The organism is Sporacetigenium mesophilum DSM 16796, assembly GCF_059569055.1.
In genome coordinates, this window is sequence record NZ_JCANUR010000004.1 from 111,105 (window position 1) to 137,152 (window position 26,048).

Sequence of the window (26,048 nt, forward strand, 5' to 3'; positions counted from 1 at the left end):
TTACATGAACGATATAATAACTAAAGCTAATATATTAAAAAGTTGGCTTATAGATATAAGAAGAGATTTTCATCAAAATCCGGAACTTGGCATGGAGGAATTTAGAACTGCACAAAAAATATGTGATTATCTAGAAGAAATGAATATACACTTTATATCCGGGGTAGCAAATACAGGAGTAGTGGGAATAATAAAAGGAAAATGTCCTGGACCAACTATAGGCCTTAGGGCAGATATGGATGCTCTTCCTATATTGGAAACTAATAATGTTAGTTATAAATCAGTAGTAGATGGTAAAATGCATGCATGTGGACATGATGCCCATATGGCAATACAACTAGGTACTGCAAAGATACTATCAGAAATGAGAGAAAATTTATATGGGAATATAAAGTTAATATTTCAACCAGCTGAGGAAAATATCGGAGGAGCATATCCTATGATACAAGAAGGTGTTTTAGAAAATCCATATGTAGATGCTATATTTGGACTTCATATGGCTACTGAAATAGAAACAGGAAAAATTGGTATAAGATATGGGAGAATGAATGCATCATCAGATACTATTGAGATCAATATATATGGAAAAAGCGCTCATGGAGCATATCCAGAGCTGGGTATCGATGCTATAGTAGTTGCAACAAATGTTATAAATGCCATACAGACAATAATATCTAGAAACACCTCATCTAATGAATCGGTAGTTATAACAATAGGAAAGATAAGCGGAGGAGTCCAAGGCAATATATTGTGTGATAAGGTTACAATGGTTGGGACAATTAGAGCTTTAGATGAAGATATTAGAGCTAAAACTATAAAGAGAATAGAAGAAATAGTAGATAATATTTCAAAGTCCTTTGGAGCTACAGGTGAAGTTATTAAAATTAAAAAATATATTGGATTAGTAAATAGTGATGAAGTAGTAGATATAGTAAAAGAATCTGTTATTGATATCTTAGGATATAATAGTGTTTTAAATATAAATAAACCTAGAATGGGAGCTGAAGATTTTGCATATTTCGCAGATGCTAGACCAGCTGCATTTTTTAGAATAGGATGCAAAAATATAGAAAAGAGTATGATTTACGGAGGACATACTCCAAATTTTGATATAGATGAAGACGCTCTTCCTATAGGAGTTGCAATTCAAGTTTATAATGTATTAAAGGCGATAAAATATTACTAAAAAAACGATAACAAATTTGGACACCTATGAATATTATATATAACAAAGTATCATATTTTGGATACTTTATGATAATGACAGCTTGGGGGTGGGTAATATGATTAGTTGCCCTAAATGCGGAAGAGAAATATCCTCTAGACCTGGTTCGATATGCCCTAGATGTGGCTATAAGGTGACACTAAAAGTAGAAAAGGTATGTTGTCCAGAGCCGAAATGTAGAGCACTAGTAAGTTCAAAATATTTATATTGTCCTAAGTGTGGATGTAAACTTAGAAATCCAACACTCATGGAAATGCTAAAGATGATAGAGTGTAAGATACAAGATATATTTGATGATTGCTAGGTATATTCCTAGCAATCTTTTAATGTTAGTATAAAAGTGATGTATTATGTAAATAATTTAAAAGCATTAATAGGTACTTGTTTTGAAATTATGGATATATGTGGTAGAATATTAAAGTGTAATTTATAATAAAAGTTGATATTTATAAATAAAAGGGCTATAATAATGATAAGCATTCTCAATTAAAATAAAAAATGTTTATTAATAGCAATATATTATTAAGGAAGGTGAAAACATGAAGAGACTGGTAACTTTAATTATAAGTGTAGTAATGGGAATATCTTTAGTTGGTTGCAATAGTTCTAAGGAAGATGGAAGCCAATCAAATGATAATGATAAAATAACTGTATATACTACTATATTTCCTATATATGATTTTACAAAGAATATAGGTAAGGATAAAATAAATTTAAATTATGTTGTTCCTCCAGGAGGAGAGCCACATGAATGGGAACCAAGTCCAAAGTTAATAGGAAAAGTATTAAGTTCTAATGTTTTTATATACAATGGGTTGGGTATAGATAATTGGGCAGAAAATATGATAGATTCATCTGAAAATAAAAAACTTGTAATAGTTAAAGCTACAGATAATATAGATCCAATAAAGTATAATAAAGATGACCATGAAGATGAGAAAGAGGAAGACCTCGGGCAATATGATCCACATGTATGGTTAAATCCTGAATATGCAATAAAAGAATGTGAAAACATAAAAAATGGATTGATAAAAGCAGATCCTAATAATAAGGATTATTATGAAAAAAATTATAATGACTACATAAAAGAAATTAACAGCCTAGATAGTGATTATAAAGAAAACTTAAAAAATCTAAAAACAGACACTGCAGTAGTATCCCACGGAGCTTACGAATACTTGTGTAAAGCTTATAATCTAAAGCAAAAGTCTATAACTGGATTGTCTCCAAATCAAGAACCATCTCCAGCTAAGTTAAGTGAATTAACTAAATATGCTAAAGAGAATAATACTAAATATATATTTTTTGATGGACTTGTAAATCCAAAAACAGCTCAAACTTTGGCTAATGAGGTTGGCATCCAAACGGCTACTTTATATTCTATAGATGGAATTAGTAAAAAAGATTTTGAAAATGGAGAGAGTTATATATCTTTAATGAAAAAGAATTTAGATGTATTGACCAAAGCTTTAAAATAGGGGAGATATTATGGAAACAATAATTAAACTTAAAAATATTACATTTGGATATCAAGATAACATAATTCTTAATAATATAAATTTAGAAATAAACAAGGGAGATTATGTAGGCATAATAGGTTCTAATGGAGTAGGCAAGAGTACATTACTTAAACTTATGCTAAATGAAATGAAGCCATTAGGTGGATCGGTAGATATATTTGGAGTTAAAATAAGTGAATTTAAAGATTGGAAAAGAGTTGGGTATGTAAACCAAAAGGCTAATTCTTTTATATCATCTTTTCCTGCAACGGTGCAAGAGGTAGTAGCTATGAACTTATCTTCTAAAATAGGGCTTTTTAGATCAATAAATAAAAATCACTTAAAAGAAGTTGATCGTGTTTTAGATTTAGTAGGTATCGAAGAATGCAAACATAAGCTAATAGGGGAATTATCTGGAGGACAACAACAAAAAGTATTCATTGCTAGGTCGTTAGTTAATTCTCCAGAGATATTGTTTTTAGATGAGCCCACTGTAGGAATCGATTTATCAGCACAAAGTGAGTTTTATTCATTGTTATCTCAATTAAACAAAAGGTTAAACCTTACTATAGTTATGGTTTCTCATGATATATCCATAATTAAACACGAGGTAAAAAAACTTGTATGTCTTAAAGGTAAAAAAATAGATATATATGATAACTGTGAAAAAACTGTTTCAAGAGAAATTATATTAGATTGTTTTTACTAGAGGGGAGGTAGTATCTTGGAAATACTTCAATACGGTTTTATGCAAAGGGCAATAATATCTGGATTAATAGTTGGATTTATATGCCCATTTATGGGAATGTTTATAGTGCTTAGGAGAATGTCTTTAATTGGAGACAGTTTGTCTCATATAGCTTTATCAGGTATAGCAGGAGCTATTATATTAAACTCAAACCCTTTAGTAGGTTCACTTACTGCATCCACAATTGCATCGATAGTTATTGAAAAGCTTAGAAAAGGTTATAAACAATATGCGGATCTTTCTATAGCTATAATTATGGCTGTTGGAGTTGGATTATCAGGAATACTTATGAGCTTCTCACAAGATGTGAATTTTGATTTATTTTCGTTTATGTATGGAAGTATAACCACAGTTACTAAAGAAGATATATTACTTATTATATTTGTAGGTATAGTAATATTATTATTTATAAAATTATTTTATAAAGAGTTGGTTTATATATCATTTGACGAAGAAAGCGCTAAATTTTCAGGAATTTCAGTTAATTTAATAAATAACATATTTATGATATTAGTTGCAGCTACTATAACATTGACACTTAGAATAGTTGGAGTACTTTTAGTATCTTCTTTAATAGCACTTCCTGTAGCAGCTAGTTTGCAAATTGCAAAGAGTTTTAAAAATGCTATGTTGTGGTCTGTTTTATTTGGAGAGATATCTATAATATTTGGGATATTTACTTCTTATTATTTTGATTTGGCTCCAGGTGGAACAATAGTTATATTATCTGTATTTATTTTAATACTGTCAGCTTTTTATAAAAATATAACAAAAAACATAAGTGGAAAAAAGGCTATTTATGAAAACAAAGCATTAGATACACATTAAAAAAGAGAAATAGCCATGGCTATTTCTCTTTATTTTTATTATCTTCAAATGTCATATCCCATCCCCAATATCCATTTTCTTTCTTTGTGTATGTTAGGGTAGCGTCAAATTTATTTCCTTTTTTAGAAGTAAGCCCTTTAACCTTGCTTTGACCATTTTTTAATATACTTTTTACCATAGTTTTATTAGGCTTTTTCTTTAATGCCTTTAAGAATTTATCTTCATTCCAAATTCCAAATTTACATTCTTGGTAGTTTTTACAAATGAACCCTTTAGATATTTCTACAACATCACTTTTACATACAGGACATTTTCCTAAAGACTCTATATCTTTAGAATTATCACCAGATGTATCTGTAGATGTAGTATATGATTTAGTAGAAGCATTGTATTTATAAATAGTTGTATTTATAGATTTATTAGTATCTTGTTTTATAACATCTACACCCTTTAATACAAACTCAATCATATTTCTTAAATAATCACTTTTAGTATATTGTCCTTTTTGTATATCAGAAAGACTTTTTTCAAGCTTTCCTGTATAATCTACGTCTAAAAGTTCTTTTATAGGGAATATTTCAACTAAGTTTTTACCAAGATCAGTTATATAATACGATTTTCCCTTTTTGCTTACATATCCAACATCTAATATTTTCTTTAATACGTCAGCACGGGTAGCAGATGTACCTATAGAGTAACCTGATAAAACAGCTGTATCTTCTTCAGAGATATTTTTTCCGCAATTTTTCATAGCCTTAAGTAAGGTATCTTCTGTATATGATTTTGGAGGTGTAGTCTGTTTTTCAACTATTTCTAACTTTTCAACATCCACCTCTTCGTTTATATCTACTAGTGGCAATAATTCATCGCCTTCTTCTTTACCGTAAACTTCTAAATACCCTTTAGATTTTAAAACTTTACCCTTAGTTATGAATTTATGATTATTTACATCAGTAGTTATCTCTGTATTTTCATATTCAGCAGGAGGCATGAAGTTTGCCAAAAATCTGTCTTTAATTGCCTTATATACTAATTCTTCATCAGGAGTTAATTTATTAGGAACTATATAAGTTGGGATTATAGCACTATGACTATCTACTTTAGAAGAATCAAATATTCTCTTTGTCTTAGTAAAGTTTATTTTGTCTTCATATGGTAGGCCTTTTTTTAGTTTATCTAGAGTTTGAGATACTTTGCCTGCTAAACTTTCTTCTAAATATATAGAATCCGTTCTAGGATATGTTATGCAACCTCCAGATCCCTTTCCTTCATAAAGAGATTGACACACTTTAAGAACTTTATCAGATGTCCAACCGTTATGTTTAGAAGTTATATATCCTTGTAATGATGTTAAACTAAATAATTTAGGTGCATATTCTTTAGACTTAGATACTTTCTTATCTTTAATAAAACCTTTTTTATTTTGTATATCATCTAAGATTTTTTGTATATCTTCTTTTTTATCGAATCTTGAATTTTTATTTTTAATATATTTGCCAGTATATTTTCCATTTAAAGCTATGAAGTTTCCGTGAAGTTCAAAATAAATTTCAGGTATAAAGTTTTGTATTTCCATATCTCTATCATATACAAGCTTTACTGTTGGAAGTATAACTCGTCCTATATTAAGTAATTTTCCATTACCGTATTTTAAAGTTGCAACACTTGTAAAATTTATACCAATAAGCCAATCAATAACAAGCCTTGTATATCCTGCAGCTTGAAGATTTCTCATCTCAGTATCATCTTTTAAATTTGCAAGACCACGCTTTATATCTTCAGGAGTCCACTCATTTACCAATATTCTCTTTATTGGTTTTTTATTTTTAGCTAGTAAAAACACTAGAAAAGATATAAGTTCTCCCTCTCTGTCGTTATCTGTTGCATTTATAATTAATTCTATATCTTCTTTATGTAAAAGTTCCTTAACTATATTAAATTGTTTTAATTTGCTGCTTTCAACTTTAAATCTAAATTTATCAGGTATAAAAGGAAAGTTATTTATTTTCCAACTTCCAGAATAGGATTTATCATAGTCTTTTGTATCATACAAAGAAACTAAGTGACCTACAGCGTAAGTTACTATATACCCACTGCCTTCAAAATATCCGTCTTGTTTTTTCTTAGCACCCAAAAAAGATGATATTGTCTTCGCAACAGATGGCTTTTCAGCCAATATTAGTTTCATTCTATCCCTCCTAGTTCACTAGTTAGCAATTATTAATATTAACATATTTATTAAATTTTGTATAGAATATATACAATAAGAAGAAACTATATTGTTTTTGCATAAGTTAAAATAAATTTTTACATAAAAACTCTAAATGTACAAAAAATAAAATAATGGAGGTGGTTTGTTTGAAAAATATAAAAAAGTATATATGGGTATGTATTATCTTTACTTTTTTGTTAACTTGTACAATAGTAGCTTTAGATAAAACAGATTCTCCTCAAGGAATTAGAGTTGTATTTTTGTCTAATAAGAAAATATATTTAGAATGGGAGAAAGTAAAAGATGTAGAGTATTACAATATATATAAATGTAATAAAAAAGACGGACCCTATGAAATAATATATAAATCATATGAAAGTTTATATACAATAGAAAATGTAGTACCAGGAACTAAAGTATTTTATAAAATTACTTCTGTGAAAGATAATGCTGAATCAAAATTCAGTGATATAGTACCTGTAGAAATACCAAAAATAGAGCCTCCAAAATCTATTTATATATCTGCAGTTTCTAGCAGTGCAATATATTTAAGATGGGATAAAATATACGAAGCTGATTATTATCTTATATATAGAAGTAACTCAGAAAAAGGAAAGTATATAGAAATAGGTAAAACTGATGTTAATACATATATAGATACTGGTCTAAGACCCCTTACACCATATTTTTATAAAATTAAATTAGTTAAAAATGGAGTAGAATCTTCCTTAAGTGAAGTTGTATATTCTACAACTAACTAAAATGAACTTATGTTATAGTGAAATTTTTTATTTAAATTAATGTATTTCTTTATATAATATTAAGGTTATAATAAATATATAATTTTAAAAGGAGAAAAAAATATGTTTGAATTAAAAATAAAAAAATTACATAGCGATGCAATAATTCCAAATTTTGCTCATGAAGATGATGCTGGAATGGATTTATATTCAATTGAAGAAATTATAATATCACCTAATGAAACAAAGCTAATAAAAACTGGGATATCAATACAACTGCCAAAAAATACTGAAGCTCAAGTAAGACCGAGAAGTGGACTTGCATTAAAGCATAGTATTACAGTTTTAAATTCTCCAGGAACAATAGATGAAGGATACAGAGGAGAGATAGGAATTATATTAATAAACCATGGTAAAAATGATTTTAAAGTTGAAAAAAATATGAAAATAGCTCAAATGGTTATAAAACCTACATATAAAGTATATATACAAGAAGTTGATGAACTAGATAATAGTGATAGAGGAAGTGGAGGATTTGGCTCAACTGGTCTAAAATAACATTTTAATAAAATTTTACATCTAATATTATATATGGATTTGCACACAATAATAACAATCAACATCTAAAGGAGGTTGTCATTATGAAAAAAGGAATGATACCAGTTGCGTTAGGTACTGCAGTTACAGCTACAGGTCTAGCTGTTGATGTTATGCAAATGAAAAAACAAAATTGGAAGAAAAATGATTATATGAATATGGCAGGAGCGCTTTTAGTAGGTGCAGGTGTTGCACACGTAGCTTTAGGAGCTCTTGACATGAACAAAGGAAAAAGATAACAAAGAAATAAAAAAGAGCTTTTATATTATAAAAGCTCTTTTTTATTATTTTTTTGTATTAAAATTATATTTTTTTGAAAATAATATTAATGTAGGAATATAAAATGCAAGGAGAGATATAGATGGCACTAGTTCAAGATTTTTATAAATTTAAATATAGCAAAAACTCTTATTATATTGATATGCAAGTAAATCGAGATGCGATTCTTATAATGGAAGAAGCTTTAAATGAACGACTTAGTAATTATGTAAGAACTAGAGATACTGAATGTGCTTATATGAGGCTAAAAGAATACTTTCAACAAACTAGAAGAGAGCAATATAATCAGTATGTTCATTTAAAATTAAATAAATGTTATTTAAAGTATATAAAAAACCTATATTTATATTTTAAAGATAGGCCAGACTACTATGTGTTAAAGGCATTATATGATTATATTGAAGTATTTTTACTTGAAGATATAGAAAATATAGCTGGATTTAGCAGTTTAGATGAAGATGTAAAAATAAGGGTATTATCTATGATATAATTTTTAAAAATCTTATCAATTCTTTTGATAAGATTTTTTTTTGGTTCACTTTTGTATAAATATTGCATATAATATATTAAAATGATATAATATAAAAAAAGCATTCAAATGTATGAAAAATTAAAAAAAAGAGAAAATATTAATATAGAATTCAATACTATTATAGGAGGTTATATATATGGAAAATAATGAGGTTTTAGTATACTTTGACTATGAATTAGATATGGATTATGATTATGATCCAGAGCATACTTATCAGTAAAAAATGAAAGAGATTTGCAAGATGCAGTTTAATGCGAAATTCATGCAATTATTCTTGCAAAAACACAGAAAATTATCTTGTTATATATTTTTTATATATTACAAAATATACATAACAAGAATAAAAGCAAAGTTCTAATTTGCAAATTGCATGTTAGAACTTTTTTATTGCAATAAGCTTTAAAAGTATAAAACTTGTATTATTTGTTAAATATAACAAATATGTAAAAATACAAGGAGGTATAAATTTAATGGGAATAAGAATACAATTTTGTGAAAATAATTTTCAATATGGGACAGAAGAAGTAAAGACCAGACTAATGGAAGAATTTGATGAAGCAGATATTGAGGTATTTCCATGTTTAGAATTATGTAGAGAATGTGCAGAAGGGCCTTATGCTATAGTTAACAATGAAGTGGTACAAACAGATAGTGCAGAAGCATTATTTCAACAGTTAAGAAATATGATAAAAGAAGATATGTAGACAATAGAAATTATTAGAAAATCTTAAAGTTGAATAAATATATATAAGTTAGAATATAATAATAGTAGTAAGTTGTATAATCCCAAAATACAATGACTATCCAAATACATAAAAAATTCCACGTTTTTTTTAAGTAGAGGTAAAACTCTACTATTTTTTTGTTAATAATAAATTATTTGTTGTAATATTTTGGGTGATATATTTGTAACAATTTATAATTCTGATTATTGACATCATTGCATGATAAATTATATAATTAAAACATACTAAAATGATAGGGATTAGATATGACAAAAGGAGGAAATAAGACATGGTATTTAATAGTGTATTAAAAATGATAGGTAAAACACGATGTTAAAGTTAACTAATATAGCTGATGAAAACATTTCCAAAATATATGTGAAGTTAGAAAAGTTAAATGTTGAAGAAAAATATTTATCTATGGGATTATATCAATAATAAATTGGAGGTTAATATGTTTAAATCTTTAAAGGAAGATATTGCTAATATACAAGAAAATGACCCTGCTAGCCCGAGTTTTATAGAGGTTATGATATTATATCCATGTGTTCATGCCATGATTTCTCATAGAGTAGCACATAAGTTATACAACAAAAAAAGATTCTTTACAGCAAGGCTAATATCACAAGTAAGTAGATTTTTCACTGGCATAGAAATACATCCAGGAGCAAAAATAGGAAGAAAGTTCTTTATTGACCACGGCATGGGAGTTGTTATAGGGGAAACCGCAGAAGTGGGAGATAATGTTACAATGTTCCATCAAGTTACTCTTGGAGGAACAGGAAAAGATAAAGGTAAAAGGCATCCAACAGTTGGCAACAATGTGTTTATAGGAGCTGGAGCTAAATTACTTGGTCCTATTACTGTAGGAGATAATGTAAAAATAGGCTGTAATGCAGTTGTACTTCAAGATGTTAATTCGGATGCAACTGTAGTTGGAATACCAGGAGATGTAGTTAGATTTAGAGGTCAGAAAATTATATAAACTAATAATATATAATTTAGTAAAAAGAGCTTATGAAATTTATTATAAGCTCTTTTTTTGTTGTTTATAGTTAAAAAACGTAATATACAGATATTATTAAAATCTTTGTAATTTACTTGCAATTCTCAATATAATAATATTTTTTATTAGGGTGTTGACTTTAATATTGAATGGGAATATACTGATATGAGTTAAGGCTTAGTATACAAAATTCATAGTCTTTTATTACTAACTAATATGGGGTGATAATATGGAAAGTTCATCAGCAGCGATAGCTACAAGCAACCTATTGCTTATATTTTCAGCGATAGCTATAACAGGTATAGTTTGTGGTAAGCTAAGTGAAAAAGTTAATCTTCCAGATGTAGTATTGTTTTTAATAGCAGGTATAGTTATGGGACCGGCTTTTTTAAATATAGTAAGTATCGAGTCTTTTCCTATTGAAAATAACTTATTGCTTACATTTGGATCAGCTTTTATTCTTTACGAAGGTGGTAGAGAAATAAAGCTTAAAGTTTTAAACAAAGTAAAAACAACGGTAGGTCTATTAGCTACAGTTGGAGTTGTAATTTCAGCAGTTGTGGTAGCGTTTGCAGTGCAGGCGATATTTAAAATAGATTTTATATATGCACTGCTTGTAGGTTCTGTTATAGCATCAACAGATCCAGCTACATTAATACCAGTATTTCAGCAAGTTAATATTAAAGATAGAGTTAAACAAACAGTAGTTAGTGAATCTGCATTTAATGATGCAACAGGAGCAATACTTGTAAGTGCAGTTCTTGCTATAATAACCTCAGGAAAAATATCTATAGCTCAAAATGCTAAAGAACTTGTTATTATGGTAGTAGTAGGTGCCTTAGTTGGTGTAATACTTGGATATGTATTCTCATTACTTATATCTGATAAAAAATCAGGTATATTCCACCAATATGCTCCTATAATTTCAGTATTAATAGTTGCATTAGCTTATGAAACAGCTACATTATTACACGGTAGTGGATATATGGCAGTATTTATAGCCGGACTTATAAGCGGAAATAAAAAAGTATTTGGATTATGGGTACCAGAACAATCTTTCCAATCAGAGCTACACTTTAGAGAAAGTGTTAGTACTTTAGCTCGTATGGGTATATTCGTAATATTAGGTACTCAAATTGACATGGCTTCTTTAAGCCAATATTGGTTACCTTCTTTAATAATAGTTTTAATTTTAATGTTTATAGCAAGACCTTTATCAATAATTCCTTGTGCACTGCCAGATAGAGAAGCTAAGTGGTCATGGAAAGAGATGATATTTATGATGTGGGTAAGAGAGACAGGTGTTATACCAGCAGCATTATCAGGTATAATAGTTGCAATGAAAATACCAGGATATCAAATAGTATCATCAGTTGTATTTATGACAATACTTATAACATTATTATTACAAGCTAGTACAACTAAAATGGTAGCTAGAAAATTAGGAATATTAGAAGAAGAAGAAACAAAGAAACAACACAAGGCAAAAGGTGCAATAATATAAAATTACTATAGAATTAATTAGCTTGATGGTTTTCATCAGGCTTTTTTAATTATAAAGAAATTGAAATTTCTAACTACTAAACTTAAGCAACGGACCTGATCTTCAAGGTCGTTGGGGACATGAGCGAAGCGAATTTTTTATTTAACAAAGAATTAATATTATAAAGGTTGCGTTACTATACCCATAAACATACTAATAATAAGTATAAAAGTATATGGGGGGAGTTTTATGGAAAATATAGCTGCTGTTATAGCTGCAAATAGCTTATTAACAATATTTGTAACTATAATTATAACGGGTATAGTAGTCAGTAAAATAAGTGAAATAATAAATATTCCAGATGTAGTACTTTATTTAATAGTAGGTATATTAATTGGCCCCACTTTGTTAAATGTTGTTAGTATTGAAAAATATCCAGTAGAAAATAACGTTATACTTATATTTGGATCTGCTTTTATTCTTTATCAAGGTGGAAGAGAGGTTAGCTTAAGGATTTTAAATAGCGTTAAGACTACAGTTATATTATTGTCGACTACAGGTGTTGTAATATCGGCACTTGTAGTACAATTAATAACAAGTATAGTGTTTCCAATAGAACCTATTTTTGCATTATTAGTAGGAGCAGTGATAGCTTCAACTGATCCTGCCACATTAATACCTATATTTAATAAAGTGAACATACAAGATAAAGTAAAACAAACTATCATAAGTGAATCTGCATTTAATGATGCAACTGGTGCTATACTTACAGCCGCAGTTATTACCATTATAACTTCAGGAAAATTTTCGGTAATGGAAAATGCACAAGAATTAGGTATTATGCTAGTAGTAGGTATGTTATTCGGTATATTAATATCATTTATACTTTCGATCCTTATATGTGATAAACCATATGGGATATTTCGTGAATATGCACCAATAGTATCTATAATTGGGGTGTTGGCTTCCTATGAATTATCAATAAAATTTGGTGGCAGTGGATATATGGCAACTTTCATAGTAGGGCTTATATGTGGAAATAAAAATCATTTTGGAATAAATCTACGAAATGAAGATAGCTTAGCACAAACATATGTTAGAGAAACCTTAGGAAGTATATGTAGGATGTCAATATTTATATTGTTAGGAACTCAAGTTAATCTTGTTGTACTTGGTCAGTATTGGTTAGAATCTTTGGTAGTAACATTAGTGTTTATTTTCATAGCAAGGCCTTTATCTGTTTTAGTTTGCACTATACCAGATAGAGGTGCTAAATGGGATAAAAAACAAATTTTGTTTATGATGTGGGTAAGAGAAACTGGTGTAATACCAGCAGCATTATCAGGCATAATAGTTTCTATGAAAATACCTGGATATGAAATAGTTTCATCAGTAGTATTTATGGCTATACTTATAACTTTAATAGTTCAAGGAAGTACTACTAAATGGGTAGCTAACAAATTAGGATTATTAGAAGAAGAGGTAATTAAGGATAATTTAATGTAAAAGATAGAATATAAGACTTAACAAAAAAGACTTTATTTTGAATAAAGTCTTTTTTTGTTAAGTCTTATAATACATGATTAAAAACGATGTTAGATACATAAAATAAGCATAATATATTAAACTTTTAAGGAAGTGAATTAATGGAATTTCACGAAATTGCTAAAATTAGTGCAGATAGTTTATTAATTATAGTTGGTATAATAGCTATTATAGGAGTAATAAGTTCATGGATAAGTGAAAAGATTAATATACCTGATGTTGTATTATTTTTATTGTCAGGTATATTAGTAGGTCCTGCTTTTATTAACTTAGTTAGTTTAGAGGGTTATCCAATTATAAATGATTTGATACTAACTTTTGGATCTGCATTTATACTATATGAGGGTGGAAGAGAAGTAAAGTTAAGAGTATTAAATAATGTGAAAATAACAGTAAGTATACTTTCAACAATAGGAGTAGTAGTAACTAGTGTATTAGTAGCATTTGCAGCCTACTATATATTTAATATTGATTTTATATTTGGACTTTTATTAGGAGCAGTAATATCATCAACGGATCCAGCGAGCTTAATACCTGTATTTAATCAGGCTCATATAGAAAATAAATTAAAACAAACTGTAGTAAGCGAATCTGCATTTAATGATGCAGCAGGAGCTATATTAGTTGGATCTGTACTTACAGCTATAACTACTGGAAGAATATCTTTAAATACAAGTTTTATAGAATTGTTGACTATGATAATAGTAGGTACGCTAATAGGAGTAGTATCTGCATTGATAGGTATCGGACTTACATCAGATAAAAAATATGGTATACTTCATAATTATTCTCCGATTATATCTGTACTTATATGTATACTTGCATATGAAGCAGCATCTATGTTTGGTGGAAGCGGATATATGGCAGTGTTTGTAGCAGGTCTTGTAACTGGAAATAAAAAAACATTTGGACTATGGATACCAGAACAAGCCTATATAGCTGGCCTTCATTTTAGAGAAAATGTAGCTACACTTTCCCGTATGGCCATATTTATAGTGCTAGGAACTCAGATAGACTTAAATGTTTTAAATAAATATTGGTTACCGTCATTAATTATAGTATTAGTGTTGATGTTTATAGTAAGACCTATAGTTATATTAATAAGTACATTTCCAGATAGAAAAGCTATGTGGTCAAAAAATGAAATAATTTTTATGATGTGGGTAAGAGAAACTGGAGTTATACCTGCTGCATTGTCTAGTATAATAGTATCCATGGGTCTGCCAAATAATGATATTATATCATCAGTTGTATTTATGACTATATTAGTTACTATTTTAGTACAGGCAAGTACTACAAAATGGTTGGCAGAAAAATTAAATTTACGTGAAGAAATATAAAGCCACTAATCAGTGGCTTTATATTTCTTAGAATACTTTTTTACAATTTCCAAAATCGTATACATCCATTAGAACTTCACCGAATCTTTGGTAGTGAACAACTTCTCTTTCTGCTAGAAATTTTAGAACTTCTTTAATATCTACATTATCAGTCATACTTATAAGACGATAATATGTTGCTAATGCTTTTTGTTCAGCAGCCATATCTTCATGCAAATCAGTTATAGGATCTCCTGTAGATTGAATATAGGCTGCAGTCCAAGGAATTCCTGCTGCATCTGATGGATATACTGCATTAGCATGTTGTGCATAATGAGCTCCAAGACCTGCTGCTTTTAGTTCATCTGGAGTTGCATCTTTTAAAAGTTGATATACCATGGTAGATATTACTTCAACGTGAGCTAGTTCTTCTGTTCCTATATCTGTTAATAGAGCCATTCCTTTGCCAGTAGGCATTGTATATCTTTGGCTTAAATATCTCATAGCGGCACCTAGTTCTCCATCTGGTCCACCAAATTGAGTTATTAGATATTTAGCCATTTCTATATCTTTGCATTTTATATTAACTGGATGCTGTAATTTCTTTTCATAAATCCACATAAAACTTTGACCCTCCTATTTTTGATTATGATAATATTCTGGTTCCCAAGGCCAAGGCTCTTCTATCCATTGCCAAGGATATTTACTTGGAGAAAAGCCGAAGTTTAATAATGGGCCATAATAAGTTTCGTAGGTGCATTTTAATTTAGCAAGCTGATTTGCAAATGAGTTAAAAGTTGCAAGAGCGTTTCTATCATCAGGATGAGTGTCTAGATATAAATTCATATCCAAACATACAAACTCAATTCGTTGTATTTCCTTTAATAAATCACATCTATTCATAGCTGCCATTAGTATTTACCCCCATTCTTTTTATTCTTGTAGTTAGAATCTTTAAGATATATTTCTGGGAATGGGTGTTGCCATAAAAGGTATAATTCTGGGAATATAGTTCCGCATTTTAATGCTGTTTTAGGATCATACATTTTATCAAAAACTTGATTTTCAACAAATGGTCTGGCTAAGTTATTGTTGCCAGTTCCGCATGTATTACATTGATTGTTATTGTAGTTCAATGTCAATTCCTCCTTGCTGATATTAAGTAGACTAGCTACCTAATAATAGATTATGAATATTGGACAAATTTGTTACAGCTTTGTACAAAAAATTATATTGATAAATTTGTAATTAATCATTAAAAATAATGTATTTTATGATAAAATAAGTTTTATGTGTATTGTCAAATATATATAATAAGTTCATTTATGAATATAAAAACAAACAGAAAACTGAGGTGATAAAATGAGCAATTTAGCAGGTAAAGGCTGTGAAATTATAGTTCCTTTTGATGAAAGACAACCACTTAAAGATATTGAGAAAAGTGTCATAAAAAAATATAGAAAGCATCTGTGGTCGAAATTCATAAAAGCTATAAAAGATTTTAGTTTAGTTGAAGAAGGAGATAAAATAGCTGTAGCCATATCTGGAGGTAAAGATAGTTTGCTTATGGCTAAACTATTTCAAGAATTAAAAAGACATGGTCAAATTAATTTTGAACTAGAATTTATTGCTATGGATCCAGGATACCATAAAGATATAAGACAATTGCTAATAGACAATTGCGAATACTTAAATATACCGATACATTTGTTTGATTCTCAAATATTTGAGGTAGCAGATAGAATAGCTCAAGATTATCCTTGTTATATGTGTGCTAGAATGCGTAGAGGAGCACTTTATAATAAAGCTCAAGAGTTAGGATGTAATAAACTTGCCCTTGGACATCATTTTGACGATGTTATAGAAACAACTATGATGAATTTACTTTGTGCAGGTAACTTTAAGACAATGCTTCCAAAATTACACGCAACAAATTTTGAAGGGTTAGAGTTAATACGTCCTCTATATTATGTTAGAGAAGAAAATATTATACGTTTTATACAAAACAGTGGTATATGGCCTTTGAACTGTGCTTGTATGGTAGCTGCTAAAAAGACTGGTAATAAAAGACATGAGATAAAGGATTTAATTAATCAATTAAAACCTAACTTCCAAGATGTAGAAAAATCTATTTTCAAAGCAGCTCAAAATGTAAACATGGATGCCATATTAGGTTGGCAAAAAGATGGAGAGAAGTATTCTTTCTTAGATTTTTATAATGATGAAAATGAAGAGTAAAAAGCAGGATTAAATCCTGCTTTTTTATTTGTTTAAATATATTATATTGTCTTAAAGTAATAGAAAATAAAAATTATATGAATAATTAAAAACATAGGAATTAAAACCTTAAACTTAGTCTTTCGAGTTTTATGATGAAAAACTTTCATTCCAGTATAAGCTCCAAGGGGTCCTATTATACCGCAGAGAATTAAATTGTTTTCAGAAATTCTCCATTTATGACTAATGGCATTGTTTTTATCTATTTTATAAACAATCAAAGCTAATAAATTTAAAAACAAATAAAACAAAACTAATATGTTATTTTCATATATCATCTTAATATAATCCTTTCATATAAATAATATATTATATTATTATAATATAAATATTGTTTATATGCATTTATATTTATCGATAACATAAAACTGTCGCTAAATTTATAATAGTAGATTATATAATTACTAGGAGGAGAAATTATGAACAAGAAGTATATAATGTCCCTTGATCAAGGAACTACTAGCTCAAGAGCCATATTATTTAATCATGATGGAGCAATAATTGGAGTTGCTAAAAAAGAATTTACACAAATATATCCAAATGCAGGCTGGGTAGAACATGACCCTATGGAAATATGGGGAACTCAAATAGGAGTTGCAAGAGAAGTCATAGAAAGAACTGGTATAAAACCAGATGAAATAGCTGCAATAGGTATAACAAATCAAAGAGAAACCGCTGTTATTTGGGATAAAAATACAGGTAAACCAATACATAATGCTATAGTATGGCAATGTAGAAGAACATCATCTATTTGTGATGACTTAAAAGACAGGGGATTAGAAAAATCAATAAGGGAAAAAACTGGATTAGTTGTAGATGCTTATTTCTCAGGTACTAAAATAAAATGGATACTTGATAATGTTAATGGGTCAAGAGAAAAAGCAGAAAAGGGAGAATTATTATTTGGAACTATAGATACTTGGTTAATTTGGAACTTAACAAGGGGAAGGGTACATGTAACAGACTATACTAATGCATCAAGAACTATGATATACAATATAAATGAATTAAAGTGGGATGAAGAATTATTAAAAGAAATGGATATACCAGAATGTATGTTGCCAGAAGTTAAGCCATCAAGTTTTGTATATGGGGCTACATCTCCTGAATTATTTGATGGAGCGCAAATACCTATAAGTGGAGATGCAGGGGACCAACAAGCTGCACTATTTGGTCAGAGATGCTTTGAAGAAGGTATGGCAAAGAATACATATGGAACAGGATGCTTTATGCTAATGAACACAGGTGAAAATATAGTGAAATCAGATAATGGACTTTTAACTACAATAGCATGGGGCGTAGATAATAAGGTTGAGTATGCATTAGAAGGTAGTATATTTATAGCTGGCGCTGCTATTCAATGGCTAAGAGATGAATTAAAAATAATATACAATGCAGAGGAATCAGAAACTTATGCTAATAGTGTAGAAGATACAAATGGAGTATATGTTGTTCCTGCTTTTACAGGCCTTGGTGCACCATATTGGGATATGTATGCAAGAGGAACCATAATGGGGTTAACACGAGGTTCTACTAGAGAGCATATAGTTAGAGCTACATTAGAATCAATAGCATATCAAACTAAGGACGTATTAAATGCTATGCAAGAAGATTCAAAAATAAAATTAAAAACCCTTAAGGTAGACGGAGGAGCATCTGCTAATAACTTCTTAATGCAATTTCAGTCTAATATATTAGATGTACCTGTCAATAGACCTGCAGTTATAGAAACTACTGCCCTAGGAGCTGCATATTTAGCAGGACTTGCAGTTGGGTTTTGGTCTAGCAAGAAAGAGATTAAAGAAAATCAAAGTATGAACAAAGAATTTACAGCAAATATGAGTGAAGAAAAAAGAAATATGTTATACAGGGGATGGCAAAAGGCGGTAAAAAGGGCATTAGAATGGGAAAAGCAAGATTTAGAAGAATCAGCTAATTCAGAAGTATAATTATAACTTACAGGCAGTCTTTAAGACTCTTTATTTTAATACCTTGAATAATATTGTATAATTATAAGGTAAAGGAAGATAACAAGTTGCTGTATTTTATAGAAGGAACTATGAATATAAGGAGTAATATATTATGATAACTATTATACTTTTCACTTTAGTTGTATTTATGTCTAATGTTATACAAGGTATTACAGGATTTGCAGGAACTATTCTTGCAATGCCTTTTTGTATAATGCTAGTAGGAATTGAAACATCAAAACAAGTTTTAAATGTATTGGGAATACTTGCGTCTATATGGATAATTATAATATCATACAAAGATATATTATGGAAAGAATATATAAAAATTACTTCTATTATGGTCATAGGATTATTAATAGGTATGTGGGCATATGATAAAGTTCCAAATGAATTTTTATTAACTATATTACCTTTATTTATAATACTTATATCCATAAGAGGATTATTAAAGATTATAAAAGAAAATAAGAAAGATAATGAAATACATGGAATATCATATTCTCAAAATACTACTATAGACTTGGAAAATAATAAAGGGAAAAATATAATTATGAATACTTTGATATTTATATCGGGCATTATTCATGGAATGTTTGTAACAGGTGGCCCTCTTATAGTTATATATGCTGCAGAAAAAATTAAAGAAAAGTCTAACTTTAGAGCTACATTGTCTTTATTATGGATAACGTTAAATTCAATAGTAGCTTTCGAAGGTATAAAAACTGGAAAATTTACATATGAAGTTAACATATATTTACTTATATCTATAATAGGATTGGCTATTGGTATGATAGTAGGAAATAAACTTCATTATAAGATGAGTGAAAAGCTGTTTATGAAAATAACTTTTGTACTTTTGCTAATATCTGGGATAAGTATATTAATATAAAATAACAACCAAAGTTAATGGTTGTTATTTTTTATACAAGATTTAATTGTATAAATATTCTTTAAATTTAAAAGGGATTTTTATTTAGTATGATGAATTATTATATACATAGTAGAATAAATTATATTATTATTGTTTTTTTATTTATCAAGGGGGGGATTTTGTGTCAGAAGTCTTGAGCAAAATACAAGAAGAAATAAATTCATATAAAATAGAGTTAAATGTCATAGAAAACTGTATAAAAGGAAATATAAATACAGTAAAAAATAAGTTTAGAGAAAAAAATGTTGAGACAATTGAAGAAACTAGATATATGCTATCAAAAGCAAGAGATGATATAGGTTTTATAAGAATGTTTAATATATTAAATAAAAATATAAACAATTCATTAAAAGAAAACATGGAAGTATTAGAAATGACCTGCGAAAAACTAGATTATGTACCTTATAATATATTAGAACGTGAATTAGGTTTAATAGAGCAAAATTGCCAAATAGATATATTAGAACATGTAAAAGATTTTGGATCTATATATGAAAAAATAAATATAAGTATATCTTTTGATGAGATAATAGATAACTTCATTATAAAAGTAGAAGAATATACTAACATATATATAAAACATATAAATAGTTATTTAGAAAAACAAGAACAAAATATAAATAAGTTAAAATTAGCACAAAGCTTTTAGTCTAGTAAGCTAGAGATTTTTTAATCTCTAGCTTATTATTTTGAGCAACAGAACATATTTCAAGGTTGTTGGCTATACGAGCAAGGCGAATTTGTGAGATAATTATTAAATAACTGAAAAAATAATATAAAAGTGATACAATATAAGTAATAATAACTTCATATAGAAAGGAAAGCATTATGAAGAAAGTATATATAGACTTTGAAATGAACATGCCAAGTAATAAATGTAGAAAAGACATAGTAAATGCAGACATTATAGCTATAGGTGCAGTTATGTACGATGAAAATACAAAAGAAACAAATACTTTTAAGTCTCTAATTAAAACTGTAAGTAATCAAGATATATATGATCATATACAGGAATTAACAGGCATAGGAAATGAAGATATGAAAGATGCTCCAAGTTATGAAAAGGTTATGAGAGATTTTAAAAAATGGTTAGGTAACCTAAATAACATAGAAGGGATATACACTTTTGGAAACTTAGATTTAACTTGTTTTACACATACAGATAGAAGAAGTGCAGATAAATATAATCATCCTAGATTTGTAAGTAATATAAAAGATATGTTTATAGATCTAAAGGAAAAGTATATGGACTATGGTATAAAATGTATAAACTATATATCTTTAAAGAATTTATTAGATTATGCAAACATAAAATTTACTGGAGATGTACATGATCCATTAGCAGATGCATATAATCTATTAGTTTTAGATGAAGTTCTAAATGAAAATGAAGAACTACAAGAGTTGCTTATAATAAAAGATGTTATAAAGCCTCCTTTTACAGAATTAAATTGTGAAATTGAAAGCTATTTTGAAAACTATAGGCAGGCACTGAATAATAATAATATTCAAAATGAGTTAAATGAACTTTCAATTGAGATATTAAAGATATTTAGAGATTATCTAGTATCAATAAAAGATATAGATATTAACAATATAGACGACCTAAGAGATATAAATAGAAAAATAAATGTTTTTGATAAAGTAAAAAATATAGAAAAAGGATATTTTGATTTACTAATAGATGTATATTGGGATATGGTAGAACTAATAGAAGATTTAATGTTGTATAAACTAAGTTATGAAGAATATACATCAGAATTACAAAAAATAATAGATTGGTATGAAGAAGACATGAAATCTGAAAATATAAATATTATATCTTATTTAGAAGAGAGCTGTTGATTTTATACCATCAACAGCTCTTATTATTAACAGCAATATTTACTACAGTCTAATACATAACATATATCGTATTTTTCTTTTTTGCATTTTATTTTTTCATAATCAAATGACATTATCTTTATTACGTTGTTTATGTTAATATTAATAGAAGTATGATCAACATCACAATTACACTTTAGTTCCTTTATAATATCTCTTTTTATATTATCAATTACACAAGTGAAATTAAATCCTTCCTCTCCACTTTTTACTACTCCTTTTCTAACTTCATTGACTTCATATCCAAAAATATTATCACAATATTTATTATTTAAATTACACTCATCTATACAGTAAGAAACATGTACCTCAAAGTAATAATAAGACATACAGTCCATAACCCAACCCCCAATAAATATATTCTCTATATTATATTAAATGGAGTATTTTTTTATAACATTATAATATAGAACTAAAAGTATAATATTAAAAAGCCTGTATATTTATAAACAGAATTTTGTACCTTGTATTACAAAAATAACAAAACATATTTGATATAATCTAATAGGGAAAATATATAAAAGCAGGGGGTAAATATGAATATATCTATAATATGTTCTAAAAAAAGTGATAAGCTTCCAAAAAATTTATTTGAAAAGAAACAAGATACTAGATTTGCTAACGTCAAATTCATACCACATATAACTGATGATAAAGAGGTATGTACTGTGTGTGGTAAAAAATGCTTTTGGTGTAGAGAAAAATACAACTTAGATTTTTCAAAAAGTATAACTGAAATTATATATTTAGATGATGTAAATCCTTTATTTTTAGATGATATAAAATATTGTCTTCCAGATACTTTTAAAAAAACGGATTTACTTATAGCTATAGGAATTCATGAAGATATATTAGTTGAATTACCAAGGCTTATGAAAAAAAGCAATATAGGAGCACTATTAGTTCCTTGTGAGGATAGTGATTGGGTTAGTAGATGGACTAGGGAAGAGACTATAAAAGAATGTATTAAGTATGAAATCCAATATGATTTTCCTAAGCCATTTTGTGCCCTAAAACCTGGAGAATTTGATGTAATAAATAAATTTATAGACGAGTTTAGAATAGGAAAACCTAAGTTTAAATTTTATGTAGATGATGATAACATAATAAAAAAGGTTGTGGTAATTACATCTGCACCTTGTGGAAATGGATACAATGTAGCAAAACACCTAGTAGGGAAAAAAATAGGAGAAGAAGCTAAAAAAACTGTTGCAAAATACTGGCATAGTTATCCTTGTATGGGTGGAATGAAAATAGACCCAGAGATAGGGGATACTATATTACATATAGGTGGATATCTTCATTATGAAGCTCTTGAAAAAGCTGAAATAGTAAAAACAAATAAAGTTTTATTAGAAGAAGGGATGGCTTAAGCTATTCCTCTTTTAATTTCCAACTGATAAATTGAGAAACTGACCTGTTTCTCAAGGTCGTTGGCGACATGAGGGGTGTGAATTTATTACTTTTTATGATTGAATTCGATTTTCTTAGGAGAAATTTCGATATATAAATATTTCTCGGGAAATATTTATATAAAATTAGACAAAATTATATAGTAGTTAAAAATAAATTGTCAGATTATATATTACATTTTTTAATGTTTATTATCTTATATATTAATAATACAGTAAAAAGAGGTGATTATATTGTGGTTTGATATTGGACTTATATCTATAGGGGTAATTTTGATTTATTTATTAATCATATTTCCTATAACAAAAATACTAAAGAATAGAAAGAATAAAAAAATAAATAATAGCCTTAAAAAAGCCCAAGAACTATCTAAAAAAGATGCAAAAAACGAAATTATACAGTATGAAAATGGAGATAAGTATAAGGGTGGATTATTAGAATACCGACCTCATGGAAAGGGAACTTATTACTATAAAAATGGAGATATATACAAAGGTGAATTTAAGAACGGAGAAAGACATGGATTAGGGACTTGTTTATTTCAAAATAAAGATAAATATATAGGGTTATGGAAAGATGATAAAATGGATGGTATAGGTAAATATATATATTTAAATGGAACAATTTATGATGGAGACTTTAGAGATGGTAAAATGCAAGGGTTAGCAACATATAAATATATAAATAAAGACATGTACAAAGGAAGATTTGTAAATGGAAAAAAACAAGGAATGGGAACGTTTACATCATCAAAAGGAAATAAGTATATAGGTCAGTGGTATAATGATTTGCAAAGTGGAAATGGAAAATATATATATACAAATGGTTCAAAGTATGAAGGAGAGTTTAAAGAAGGAAAAAGAAATGGTTTAGGTACATTTACAAATCTAAATAAAGAAACATACACAGGATATTGGAAAGATAATGTTCCTCATGGGAAAGGAGTTTATATATATTCAAATGGAGATAAGTATGATGGAGAATTTGGGTATGGATATAGAAAAGGCAATGGAACATTAATATGTTCAAATGGTGATAAGTACCAAGGTCAGTGGAAGAACAGTGTTCCTCATGGAGATGGAATGTATATATATTCAAATAAAGAGCAATATAATGGAGAATTTAAAGACGGTAAAAAGCATGGAATAGGTACATTTATCTCAAAAGGCAATTATAAGTATGTAGGCAATTGGTTATATGACTTTAAGTGCGATGACGGAGTATATTTATTTGACGATGAAAGTAGGCTAGAAGTTACAATAAAAAACTTAGTTATAGAACAAGGAAAATATTATGAAAAAGATAGTAAAGAATTTAGACATATTAATAACTTAAATATATGTCAAAATGAAATGAAAGTGATTAAAAATATAAAAAAATATATATCAAAAAAAGATTTAAAGCCTCTTGTATATCAATAGAAAATAATATTTATAAATTATAGGCATAATATTATCCAAAATATGTTAAAATTAAAAAATAAAAAACATATATAATAAATTTTTTGTTAAATACTAATAATATTGGTGTATATATAAATGTAATATTACAAGTTGTATATAATATTCATATATTACGATATTGACATGTATATAAATTTGATGTATCTTATATATAAGATAAATAATTTATTTAGGAGGATTAATTATGTTAAGAGTAGTAAACAATAACGAATTTCAAACTGAAGTTATAAATAGTAATGGTGTAGTTTTAGTAGATTTTTTTGCTACATGGTGTGGACCTTGTAAAATGGTAGCTCCTGTACTTGAGGCTTTAAGTTCAGAAATGGAAGGAAAAGTAACTATATTAAAAGTAGATATTGATCAAAGCATGGAATTAGCTCAACAATACAAAATAATGAGTGTTCCTACTATGATGGTATTTAAAGACGGGAAGCCGGTTGAAACAATAATGGGATTCCAACCAAAGGAAAGCATAAAAGCTAAACTAGAAGCGCACATATAAATAAGAGGTGATATAATGCGATACGATATAGCAATAATAGGTAGTGGCCCAGCTGGCCTTTCTGCTGCTATAAACGCTAAAATAAGAAACAAAAACATAATAATGTTTGGATCTAATGAATTAAGTTCTAAGGTTACTAAAGCTCCAAAGGTTAATAACTATTTAGGACTTTATGATATAAATGGAGAAGGTCTAAAAAGTAGCTTTAAAGAACATATAGAAAAAATGGATATAAGTATAACTGAAGAAAGAGTAAATAATATATATGCTATGGGAGATTATTTCTCAATAATGGTAAATGACAAAATGTATGAATCAACTTCTGTAATACTAGCAACAGGAGTAGAATATACAAAACCTATAAAAGGCGAAGAAGAATTTTTAGGTAAAGGTGTAGGATATTGTGCTACTTGTGATGCACCATTATATAGAGGAAAAAAAGTTGCTATAGTAGGTTATAACATAGAAGCAGAAGAAGAAGCTAATTTTCTAAGTGAAATAGCATCAAAGGTTTATTATATACCTGTTTATAGAGGAGAATATAAAATAAATGAAAATATAGAGATAATAAAAGACTATCCTCAAGAAATAACAGGAGCAAACTTTGCCGATAAACTAGTTCTTAGAAACAGCGAAATAGACATTGATGGTGTATTTGTTTTAAAAGACAGTGTATCACCTAAACATTTAATGCCAGGCCTTGAAATTGAAGAAGATCATATAAAAGTTGATAGAAATATGAAAACAAATATAGATGGATGCTTTGCCGCTGGAGATTGTATTGGTAAGCCGTATCAATACATAAAAGCTGCTGGTGAAGGTCAAGTTGCAGCATTAAATGCAGCCTCATATTTAGATAAAAAATAA

29 protein-coding genes are annotated in these 26,048 nt (G+C 28.2%); 23 read left to right on the forward strand and 6 right to left on the reverse strand.

Annotated elements, in window-relative coordinates; translation table 11 throughout:
- The first annotated feature begins 4 nt into the window (after nucleotides 1-4).
- From BS62_RS05665 to BS62_RS05685, 5 genes are all read left to right on the forward strand, one after another.
- Nucleotides 5-1,186: a M20 metallopeptidase family protein gene (locus BS62_RS05665; protein WP_496490280.1), complete on the forward strand. Its 1,182-nt coding sequence runs from the start codon at nucleotides 5-7 to the stop codon at nucleotides 1,184-1,186.
- Nucleotides 1,187-1,283: 97 nt separating this feature from the next.
- A complete protein-coding gene (locus tag BS62_RS05670; protein WP_496490281.1) occupies nucleotides 1,284-1,529 on the forward strand; it encodes a hypothetical protein in 246 nt (81 codons plus the stop codon).
- 235 nt (nucleotides 1,530-1,764) lie between these two features.
- Nucleotides 1,765-2,703 carry a metal ABC transporter solute-binding protein, Zn/Mn family gene (locus tag BS62_RS05675; RefSeq protein WP_496490282.1) on the forward strand — a complete coding sequence of 313 codons (939 nt, stop codon included), beginning with the start codon at nucleotides 1,765-1,767 and terminating at the stop codon, nucleotides 2,701-2,703.
- Nucleotides 2,704-2,713: 10 nt separating this feature from the next.
- Nucleotides 2,714-3,433 (forward strand): metal ABC transporter ATP-binding protein, encoded by a 720-nt coding sequence (locus BS62_RS05680; protein WP_496490283.1) that lies wholly within the window; start codon nucleotides 2,714-2,716, stop codon nucleotides 3,431-3,433.
- 15 nt (nucleotides 3,434-3,448) lie between these two features.
- Entirely contained in the window at nucleotides 3,449-4,300 is an 852-nt protein-coding gene (locus BS62_RS05685) for a metal ABC transporter permease (protein ID WP_496490284.1), read from the forward strand.
- A 19-nt stretch (nucleotides 4,301-4,319) separates the two neighbouring features.
- Here the strand turns inward: BS62_RS05685 and BS62_RS05690 are convergent, their stop codons facing one another.
- A complete protein-coding gene (locus BS62_RS05690) occupies nucleotides 4,320-6,488 on the reverse strand; it encodes a type IA DNA topoisomerase (RefSeq protein WP_496490285.1) in 2,169 nt (722 codons plus the stop codon).
- 170 nt (nucleotides 6,489-6,658) lie between these two features.
- Between BS62_RS05690 and BS62_RS05695 the strand changes: the two genes are divergently transcribed.
- From BS62_RS05695 to BS62_RS05735, 9 genes are all read left to right on the forward strand, one after another.
- Nucleotides 6,659-7,273, forward strand: coding sequence for a fibronectin type III domain-containing protein (locus BS62_RS05695; protein WP_496490286.1), 615 nt, complete (start codon nucleotides 6,659-6,661; stop codon nucleotides 7,271-7,273).
- A gap of 102 nt (nucleotides 7,274-7,375) precedes the next feature.
- Nucleotides 7,376-7,810, forward strand: a complete 435-nt coding sequence (gene dut / locus BS62_RS05700) for a dUTP diphosphatase (protein WP_496490287.1) — start codon at nucleotides 7,376-7,378, stop codon at nucleotides 7,808-7,810.
- Nucleotides 7,811-7,893: 83 nt separating this feature from the next.
- Nucleotides 7,894-8,088 (forward strand): asparagine synthase, encoded by a 195-nt coding sequence (locus tag BS62_RS05705; RefSeq protein ID WP_496490288.1) that lies wholly within the window; start codon nucleotides 7,894-7,896, stop codon nucleotides 8,086-8,088.
- A 122-nt stretch (nucleotides 8,089-8,210) separates the two neighbouring features.
- On the forward strand, nucleotides 8,211-8,618 hold the full coding sequence (locus tag BS62_RS05710) for a hypothetical protein (protein WP_496490289.1): 408 nt from the start codon (nucleotides 8,211-8,213) through the stop codon (nucleotides 8,616-8,618).
- Nucleotides 8,619-9,130: 512 nt separating this feature from the next.
- Nucleotides 9,131-9,364 carry a DUF1450 domain-containing protein gene (locus tag BS62_RS05715; protein ID WP_496490290.1) on the forward strand — a complete coding sequence of 78 codons (234 nt, stop codon included), beginning with the start codon at nucleotides 9,131-9,133 and terminating at the stop codon, nucleotides 9,362-9,364.
- A gap of 475 nt (nucleotides 9,365-9,839) precedes the next feature.
- Nucleotides 9,840-10,370 carry a serine O-acetyltransferase EpsC gene (epsC, locus tag BS62_RS05720; protein ID WP_496490291.1) on the forward strand — a complete coding sequence of 177 codons (531 nt, stop codon included), beginning with the start codon at nucleotides 9,840-9,842 and terminating at the stop codon, nucleotides 10,368-10,370.
- Between the two features lie 250 nt (nucleotides 10,371-10,620).
- Nucleotides 10,621-11,895: a cation:proton antiporter gene (locus BS62_RS05725; protein WP_496490292.1), complete on the forward strand. Its 1,275-nt coding sequence runs from the start codon at nucleotides 10,621-10,623 to the stop codon at nucleotides 11,893-11,895.
- Between the two features lie 228 nt (nucleotides 11,896-12,123).
- Nucleotides 12,124-13,380, forward strand: a complete 1,257-nt coding sequence (locus tag BS62_RS05730; RefSeq protein ID WP_496490293.1) for a cation:proton antiporter — start codon at nucleotides 12,124-12,126, stop codon at nucleotides 13,378-13,380.
- 140 nt (nucleotides 13,381-13,520) lie between these two features.
- On the forward strand, nucleotides 13,521-14,759 hold the full coding sequence (locus tag BS62_RS05735; RefSeq protein WP_496490294.1) for a cation:proton antiporter: 1,239 nt from the start codon (nucleotides 13,521-13,523) through the stop codon (nucleotides 14,757-14,759).
- 27 nt (nucleotides 14,760-14,786) lie between these two features.
- Here the strand turns inward: BS62_RS05735 and BS62_RS05740 are convergent, their stop codons facing one another.
- From BS62_RS05740 to BS62_RS05750, 3 genes are read right to left on the reverse strand one after another with little or no spacing between them, the layout of a single operon-like run.
- Entirely contained in the window at nucleotides 14,787-15,359 is a 573-nt protein-coding gene (locus BS62_RS05740) for a manganese catalase family protein (RefSeq protein ID WP_496490295.1), read from the reverse strand.
- Between the two features lie 15 nt (nucleotides 15,360-15,374).
- The gene (locus BS62_RS05745) at nucleotides 15,375-15,650 is read right to left on the reverse strand and encodes a spore coat protein CotJB (RefSeq protein WP_496490296.1); all 276 of its coding nucleotides are present in this window, start codon (nucleotides 15,648-15,650) and stop codon (nucleotides 15,375-15,377) included.
- A complete protein-coding gene (locus BS62_RS05750) occupies nucleotides 15,650-15,874 on the reverse strand; it encodes a spore coat associated protein CotJA (RefSeq protein ID WP_496490297.1) in 225 nt (74 codons plus the stop codon). The genes BS62_RS05745 and BS62_RS05750 overlap by 1 nt, the downstream gene beginning before the upstream one ends.
- A gap of 226 nt (nucleotides 15,875-16,100) precedes the next feature.
- Here BS62_RS05750 and BS62_RS05755 point away from each other — a divergent pair, with 226 nt between their 5' ends.
- Nucleotides 16,101-16,976 carry a tRNA 2-thiocytidine biosynthesis TtcA family protein gene (locus BS62_RS05755; protein WP_496490298.1) on the forward strand — a complete coding sequence of 292 codons (876 nt, stop codon included), beginning with the start codon at nucleotides 16,101-16,103 and terminating at the stop codon, nucleotides 16,974-16,976.
- Nucleotides 16,977-17,017: 41 nt separating this feature from the next.
- Here the strand turns inward: BS62_RS05755 and BS62_RS05760 are convergent, their stop codons facing one another.
- Nucleotides 17,018-17,293: a DUF1294 domain-containing protein gene (locus tag BS62_RS05760; protein WP_496490299.1), complete on the reverse strand. Its 276-nt coding sequence runs from the start codon at nucleotides 17,291-17,293 to the stop codon at nucleotides 17,018-17,020.
- A 141-nt stretch (nucleotides 17,294-17,434) separates the two neighbouring features.
- Here BS62_RS05760 and glpK point away from each other — a divergent pair, with 141 nt between their 5' ends.
- From glpK to BS62_RS05780, 4 genes are all read left to right on the forward strand, one after another.
- Nucleotides 17,435-18,964, forward strand: a complete 1,530-nt coding sequence (gene glpK / locus BS62_RS05765; RefSeq protein ID WP_496490300.1) for a glycerol kinase GlpK — start codon at nucleotides 17,435-17,437, stop codon at nucleotides 18,962-18,964.
- A 133-nt stretch (nucleotides 18,965-19,097) separates the two neighbouring features.
- A complete protein-coding gene (locus BS62_RS05770) occupies nucleotides 19,098-19,877 on the forward strand; it encodes a sulfite exporter TauE/SafE family protein (RefSeq protein WP_496490301.1) in 780 nt (259 codons plus the stop codon).
- A gap of 163 nt (nucleotides 19,878-20,040) precedes the next feature.
- Complete coding sequence (locus BS62_RS05775) at nucleotides 20,041-20,568, forward strand: hypothetical protein (protein ID WP_496490302.1); 528 nt, start codon at nucleotides 20,041-20,043, stop codon at nucleotides 20,566-20,568.
- A 179-nt stretch (nucleotides 20,569-20,747) separates the two neighbouring features.
- Nucleotides 20,748-21,764, forward strand: coding sequence for a 3'-5' exonuclease (locus tag BS62_RS05780; protein WP_496490303.1), 1,017 nt, complete (start codon nucleotides 20,748-20,750; stop codon nucleotides 21,762-21,764).
- Between the two features lie 26 nt (nucleotides 21,765-21,790).
- Here BS62_RS05780 and BS62_RS05785 read toward each other — a convergent pair whose 3' ends face one another.
- Complete coding sequence (locus BS62_RS05785) at nucleotides 21,791-22,141, reverse strand: hypothetical protein (protein ID WP_496490304.1); 351 nt, start codon at nucleotides 22,139-22,141, stop codon at nucleotides 21,791-21,793.
- A 198-nt stretch (nucleotides 22,142-22,339) separates the two neighbouring features.
- On the opposite strand from BS62_RS05785, the gene BS62_RS05790 reads away from it, so the two are divergent.
- The 4 genes from BS62_RS05790 (at nucleotide 22,340) to BS62_RS05805 (ending at nucleotide 26,048) form a co-directional block, all read left to right on the forward strand.
- Nucleotides 22,340-23,176: a DUF166 domain-containing protein gene (locus BS62_RS05790; RefSeq protein WP_496490305.1), complete on the forward strand. Its 837-nt coding sequence runs from the start codon at nucleotides 22,340-22,342 to the stop codon at nucleotides 23,174-23,176.
- A 273-nt stretch (nucleotides 23,177-23,449) separates the two neighbouring features.
- The gene (locus BS62_RS05795) at nucleotides 23,450-24,637 is read left to right on the forward strand and encodes an MORN repeat-containing protein (RefSeq protein ID WP_496490306.1); all 1,188 of its coding nucleotides are present in this window, start codon (nucleotides 23,450-23,452) and stop codon (nucleotides 24,635-24,637) included.
- A 226-nt stretch (nucleotides 24,638-24,863) separates the two neighbouring features.
- On the forward strand, nucleotides 24,864-25,181 hold the full coding sequence (gene trxA, locus BS62_RS05800; protein ID WP_496490307.1) for a thioredoxin: 318 nt from the start codon (nucleotides 24,864-24,866) through the stop codon (nucleotides 25,179-25,181).
- A gap of 15 nt (nucleotides 25,182-25,196) precedes the next feature.
- A complete protein-coding gene (locus BS62_RS05805) occupies nucleotides 25,197-26,048 on the forward strand; it encodes an NAD(P)/FAD-dependent oxidoreductase (RefSeq protein WP_496490308.1) in 852 nt (283 codons plus the stop codon).